The organism is Streptomyces sp. NPDC091371, assembly GCF_040684275.1.
Taxonomy (GTDB): domain Bacteria; phylum Actinomycetota; class Actinomycetes; order Streptomycetales; family Streptomycetaceae; genus Streptomyces.
The window spans coordinates 1-5,924 of sequence record NZ_JBFBFP010000098.1 but is presented as its reverse complement, the minus strand read 5'-3'; the positions used below and the strand labels follow the sequence as shown (position 1 = coordinate 5,924).

The 5,924-nt window shown below is 72.5% G+C and carries 5 protein-coding genes; 3 read left to right on the top strand and 2 right to left on the bottom strand.

Annotated features, from left to right (window positions below):
- Positions 1 to 130: 130 nt before the first annotated feature.
- Positions 131 to 2,599 carry a SpoIIE family protein phosphatase gene (locus tag AB0O21_RS40190; RefSeq protein ID WP_365180900.1) on the bottom strand — a complete coding sequence of 823 codons (2,469 nt, stop codon included), beginning with the start codon at positions 2,597 to 2,599 and terminating at the stop codon, positions 131 to 133.
- A gap of 130 nt (positions 2,600 to 2,729) precedes the next feature.
- On the opposite strand from AB0O21_RS40190, the gene AB0O21_RS40185 reads away from it, so the two are divergent.
- The gene (locus AB0O21_RS40185; RefSeq protein ID WP_365180897.1) at positions 2,730 to 3,569 is read left to right on the top strand and encodes a class II glutamine amidotransferase; all 840 of its coding nucleotides are present in this window, start codon (positions 2,730 to 2,732) and stop codon (positions 3,567 to 3,569) included.
- Here AB0O21_RS40185 and AB0O21_RS40180 read toward each other — a convergent pair.
- Positions 3,539 to 4,600: a glutathione S-transferase C-terminal domain-containing protein gene (locus tag AB0O21_RS40180; RefSeq protein WP_365180894.1), complete on the bottom strand. Its 1,062-nt coding sequence runs from the start codon at positions 4,598 to 4,600 to the stop codon at positions 3,539 to 3,541. The two genes, AB0O21_RS40185 and AB0O21_RS40180, sit on opposite strands and share 31 nt — an antisense overlap.
- A gap of 113 nt (positions 4,601 to 4,713) precedes the next feature.
- On the opposite strand from AB0O21_RS40180, the gene AB0O21_RS40175 reads away from it, so the two are divergent.
- Together AB0O21_RS40175 and AB0O21_RS40170 are read left to right on the top strand one after the other, a co-directional pair.
- Positions 4,714 to 5,256 carry a hypothetical protein gene (locus AB0O21_RS40175; RefSeq protein ID WP_365180892.1) on the top strand — a complete coding sequence of 181 codons (543 nt, stop codon included), beginning with the start codon at positions 4,714 to 4,716 and terminating at the stop codon, positions 5,254 to 5,256.
- Positions 5,257 to 5,506: 250 nt separating this feature from the next.
- A complete protein-coding gene (locus AB0O21_RS40170) occupies positions 5,507 to 5,794 on the top strand; it encodes a hypothetical protein (RefSeq protein WP_365180889.1) in 288 nt (95 codons plus the stop codon).
- The last annotated feature ends 130 nt before the right edge of the window (positions 5,795 to 5,924 follow it).

Here is a 5,924-nt window from a genome sequence, read left to right as displayed (position 1 = left end):
AGGAGATACGTCGGACCCAGGCCCCCGCCACTGCCTCATCGGCACGATCAACCTTCGTTCGAACACCAGGACATGCGGCAGCGGGCCCGCGGGGGAGCGGCCGCCGGCTCCGGCGGCGTGCGGGGAAGGCCTACGGCTCGCATGCTGCCCGGTCATCGGGAGAGGCGTCCGGGGCGTGGACGTCCAGGACGCAGATGTCGTCGCGGTTGCCGGGACACAGCGCGGCAAGCGTCCGGGCGAGGGTGTCACCCGCGCCCTCGCGCAGGAGCCGCAGGGTGGTCGCGGCGAGCCGGTCGAGCCCGACCTCGATGTCCTCACCCGGCTCCTCCACGAGCCCGTCGGTGTAGAACAGCAGGTGGTCACCCGGCAGCAGGTCGAGGCCGGCCTGCTCGTAGGAGGCGTCGTACGCGGCGCCGAGGAGGCTGCCCTGCGGCTGCTCGAGGAACTCCGCCCGCTCGCGGCGGACCAGCAAGGGCGGCAGGTGTCCGGCCCGTACCCAGATCAGGCGCCGGTCCCAGGGCTGGTAGCGGGCCATGACCATGGTGGCGGTGGTGGTGCCGGACTGGTCCGAAGCGGTGTGGAGCAGGAGGGTGTTGAGCCGACGCAGTACGTCGGGAAGGGCCGAGCCGGTGACGGCCATCCCCTTCGTGGTGAACCGCAGCTGTGCCATGGTGCCCACGGCGGCCAGACCGTGACCGGCCACGTCTCCCACGACGAACAGGGCGCACTTGTCGGGGAGTTCGATGGCGCTGTACCAGTCGCCTCCGACGTTGACCCCGCTGTCGGCCGGGACGTAGGCCACGTCGACACACAGGCCGGCCAGTTCCAGGGACTGCTCGGGGATCGGCAGCAGGGTGTCCTGGAGGCGTGCGGCGAGCGCCCGCTCCGCCTGGAGCATGCCCCGCTGGAGCAGGACGGCGCGCTCGCTCTCGCGCAGCGCCCGTTCGATGTCGTGCTGGGCGGTGACGTCCTGGAAGATGCCGTGCACCTCGACCGGGGTGCCGTCGGCGTCCGTCTGGGCCTCGGCGACGAGCCGCAGGTGGCGTACCCCGTGGGCGGTGGTGATCTGCAAGGGCTGGTCGACGGCCTCCCCGTCGCTCAGCAGCTGCCGGACGGCCGAGCCGAGTTCGGGTACGTCGCCGGGGAGGAGGTGCCGTGCCAGTTCCTCCCATGTCATCGGCCCCTCGACGGGATCGCGGTCGAAGATCGTGTAGACCTGCTCGGACCAGGTGACGGTGTCCTTGGCCGGGTCCCAGGACACCCAGCCGAGGTTGCCCAGCCGCTGCATGTCGGCCAGCCGCCGGGCCTCGCGCTCGCTCGTGTCGTGGCGGATCCAGGACACGACCAGGCGCCCGTCCAGCCGGGACGCCCGGACCGAGTAGACGGACTGGCGCGGGACGCCCGCGATGACCTCGTCGTAGGTGAAGGGCTGTCCCTCGTACCCCATCCCCGTGGTGAGCGTCTCCAGGTACCCGTCCCACAGCGCGGTGCCCGCCACCGTCGGGTACGTCTCCAGGATCTTCCGGCCCACGAGCTCCCTGCCGCGCCGCCCGGCCACGTCCACCGACTGGGGCGCCGCCGCGTCGATGCGGTAGTCCTCCACTTCGCCGGTCTCCGAACGCAGGGGGGTGAGCAGGAGCGCGGGGCCGTCCAGCGCGTCCAGGACCCGCTGGACGGACGCCGCGTCGGCGCCGCCGCGGGCCCCCTCGGCGTCCCCAGCCGGCTCCTGCGCTCCCAGCGGGCCCGCGCACAGCCGGGCCGCCCGCCGCAGGAGGGCCCTGGTGCCGGCGGTGAACGGCCCCGGCCGCGCGCGCAGGAATCCGATGGCCGCCTTCGGGGTCCCGCCGTCGACGGGTACGGGGAGCCAGGCGCGGGAGAGCCACCGGTCGGGCGGGTCCCCGATCAGCAGGTAGCGGCGGGCATCCTGTGCCTGATCCTCCAGCCACAGGGCCCGGCGGCCGGCGATCGCCTCGTGGGCGGCCACGCCGGTGAGCGGGGGGACGTGGCGCCACTGCCCGGCCAGCCCCTCGTCGATGCCGGCGCTGCCGGTCAGCTCCAGGCTTCCGGCGGAGGTCAGGAAGTAGATCATCACCGCGTCCACGCCGGCGGCCCCGCCGAGCACGGTCCGCAGCAGCTCCGCGATGCCGTCGTCACCGTGGGCCACCGCCAGGCCGTCGGCGAGCCGGGCCAGCAGGGGACGCAGCTCGGCGTCCCCGTCGGGGCCGCCGGCGAAGCGGCCCCGGTGGCCGAAAGCCGGGTCCGCAGGGCCCTTCCGGGTGCTCGCGGCCGTGTCGCCGGGCGGGGAGGAGGGGGCGGGGGCGGGCCGCGGGCGCGAGCGGATCTGCCCCAGGGTGATCCAGCACTCCTCCAGGAGCGTGTGGCCCTGCTGACCGGCCCGGCCGAGGAGTACCTCGTACGCCGCATCGGCGGAGACCCCGGCCTGCGCCATCAGGACGCCCTTGGCCCGCTCGACGACGGCCGTGGTCGCGGCGACCCCTTCCAGGTCCACGACTTCCGACCGCAGCCTGGCCACCACTTTGGCGAGCGCCAGCACCTCGGGTGCGGCGCCCTCGCCCACCGGCGCGGCATCGCGCTTCATTCTTTGAGCATGGCACGCCTTCGGCAGAACGTGCCCGTGCGCTGCGACGCCCCGGGGGCGGCCCCGGCCCACGAGAAGGGCGCCGGTTGCGGGGTTAGGCTCGGAACAGGCCGCGAAGGGGATGGTCCGCATGTGCCGCTGGCTCGCCTACTCGGGTTCGCCGATGCTGCTCGACGCCGTGCTCTACCGTCCCGAGCACTCGCTCATCAACCAGAGCCTCCATGCCCGGATGGGCGTCGAAACGACCAACGGCGACGGCTTCGGCATCGGCTGGTACAGCGGGAACGGTGACGGCACACCGGCCGTCTACCGGGACATCGCCCCGGCCTGGAACAACCGCAACCTGCGCGAGCTCGCCGCGCACGTCCGCTCGCCCCTGTTCTTCGCGCACGTACGCGCCTCGACGGGCTCTGCCGTGCAGCAGACCAACTGCCACCCCTTCCGTCACGGCCGGTGGATGTGGATGCACAACGGGTCCATCGCGGACTTCCCCCGGCTCCAGCGGGACCTCTGCCTGGCCGTCGACCCGGCGCTCTTCCCGTCCATCGAGGGGTCCACCGACTCCGAGGTGATGTTCTACCTGGCGGTCACCTTCGGGCTCGACCAGGACGTGCCGGGCGCGGTGGCCAGGATGACGGGGCTCGTGGAGCGGCTCGGCAAGCAGCACGGCGTTCCGGAGCCGCTCCAGATGACGGTGGCGGTCAGCGACGGCGAGCGGGTCTGGGCCTTCCGCTATTCCAGCCAGGGCGCGTCGCGCTCGCTGTTCTACAGCAGCCGCGCGGAGACCGTCCGCCACCTCCATCCGGAAGTGGAGTTCCTCCAGGAGATCTCCGACGAGTCCCGCATCGTGGTCTCCGAGCCGCTGGGGGACCTGCCGGGGGTGTGGAACGAACTCCCGGAGGCCAGCTACACGGTGATCCCCTCCGCTCCGGACGCGGACTACCTCCCGTTCGTTCCGGAATTCGACTGAGCGGCCCCCGGGACCGACGGGCGGTCGGGGAGCGGGGTGTGGCCGGCCGGTACGGCCTCCCCGGGAGCGACCGGCCCGGGCGCGGTTCCGCCGCCGAACGGCCGCCCGCCCAGGGCGGCGCGGTCGTGCGGCGTGATCCAGCCGGCCAGGTCGGGGCCGATCGGCACGACCCCACTGGGGTTGATGTCGGTGTGCACCCGGTAGTAATGCTGCTTGATGTGGTCGAAGTCGACGGTGTCGCCGAACCCGGGCGTCTGGAACAGGTCCCGCGCGTACGCCCAGAGCACCGGCATCTCGGTCAGCTTGAGCCGGTTGCACTTGAAGTGGCCGTGGTAGACGGCGTCGAAGCGGACCAGGGTGGTGAACAGCCGTACGTCCGCCTCGGTGACGGTGTCGCCGACGAGGTAGCGGGACCGCTCGAGGCGCGCGGACAGCCAGTCGAAGCGGGCGAACAGCCGCGCGCACGCGGCGGCGTACGCCTCCTGGGTACCGGCGAACCCGGCCTCGTAGACGGCGTTGTTGACGTCCCGGTAGACCACGTCGTTCACGGCGTCGATGTGCGGTCGCAGCGCTGCCGGGTAGAGGGCCGGCGCCCCGGGGCGGTGGTGGGGCGTCCACTCCAGTGACATGTCGAGCGTGATCCGGGGGAAGTCGTTGGTCACCACCTGCCCGGTCGGGATCTCCACGATGGCCGGCACGGTGATGCCCCGGTCGTAGCCGGGGTCGCGCGCGAGGTAGGCGTCCCGGAGCCGCTCGATGCCGAGCACCGGGTCGCGCCCGCCGGGGTCGAGGTCGAAGGTCCAGCTGCGCTCGTCGTGCACGGGCCCGGCAACGGCCATCGGCAGGGCGTCCTCCAGGCCGAGGAGCCGCCGTACGATCACCGCCCGGCTCGCCCACGGACAGGCCCGGCTGACCACCAGGCGGTAGCGGCCGGGCTCGACCCGGTACCCGTCGCGCCCGTCGGCGGTGATCCGGGTCGTGATGTACCGGCTGTCGCGGGTGTATCCGCGGCCGGGGCTCACGTAGCTCATGCCGGGCGCCTACCCGCAATCCGCCGGACCACCGCGCGGCGGGGTTTGGCGGTCGCCAACCAGGGCAGCCGCCCGCTGGACGTACCAGCAGGCCCTGGGAAGGGAGGCCGGACATGTCTACAGACACACTCATCGCCGTGATCGTCGCCGCGGCGCTCGTGGTGGCCGCGCTGTCCGTGACGCTGTGGCTGCTCGGTCGGCGACGGCACCTCCGGACCCGGTTCGGGCCGGAGTACGAGCGCACGGTCGAGGCGCACGGCGGCAAGTTGGCCGCCGACCGCGATCTGCGCGCCCGCGAGGAGCGGCACGACCAGCTCGACATCAAGGACCTCACGCCCGAGCGACGGCGGCAGTACGCCGACGACTGGAGCAGCGTCCAGGAACACTTCGTGGACCGCCCCGAAAGCTCCGTGGCCGAGGCCGACGAGCTGGTGACGCGGCTGATGGGCGAGCGCGGATACCCAACCGACGGCTTCGGCGGACAGGTGCGGGACCTGTCGGTCGAGCACGGACGCACCCTCGACCACTACCGCTCCGCGCATGAGGTCAAGGTGCGCAGCGGTGCGGGAGGGGCGACGACGGAGGAGCTCCGGGGGGCGATGGTGCACTACCGCGCACTGTTCGAGGAACTCCTGACAGACCAGAGGAGCCGGTGAGCATGCACACGACTGACGAGCAGGAGGGCCGGGGCGCCGGGCCCGGTCTCAGCACGGAGACCTCGCGCGATCCGGCACGGAGGAAGGACGGCCGGCCATGTACCCGGGGGAGGCCACCGCCTCCGGCCGGAGCGAGGACACCGGCGCGCGTGCCGATGAGCCGTCGGCACCTGCCGAGCCCGTCGAATCGACCGAGCCTGTCGAATCCGCCGAGCCTGTCGGATCGACGAAACCGGCCCATCGGGCCGGCGTGGACGAGAGCGCTGCGGAACAACCACTCCTCGGCGCGGAGGAGTCGGAGCGGTACCGCGAGACCTGGAGCGGAATCCAGGGCAGGTTCGTCGACGACCCGCGGGAGGCGGTCAGGGCGGCCGACAGCCTCGTGGCCGAGGTCATGCAGACCCTCGCCGCCACCTTCGCCGAGCACAAGCAGGGGCTCGAAGGCCAGTGGGACCGTGGTGAGGACGTGGCGACGGAGGACCTGCGGCTGGCGCTGCAGCACTACCGCTCGTTCTTCAACCGCCTGCTCAGGACCTGAGGAGGAGGGAAGGGAGCCGGACACCGGACAGCGGCGCGGCGCCCGGCACCTCCGCCGACACCCCGAATGAGTGATCTACCGCACGAAGGTTTGAGCAGACCTTAGTGACCTCGCTGTGATCAGTTCAAAT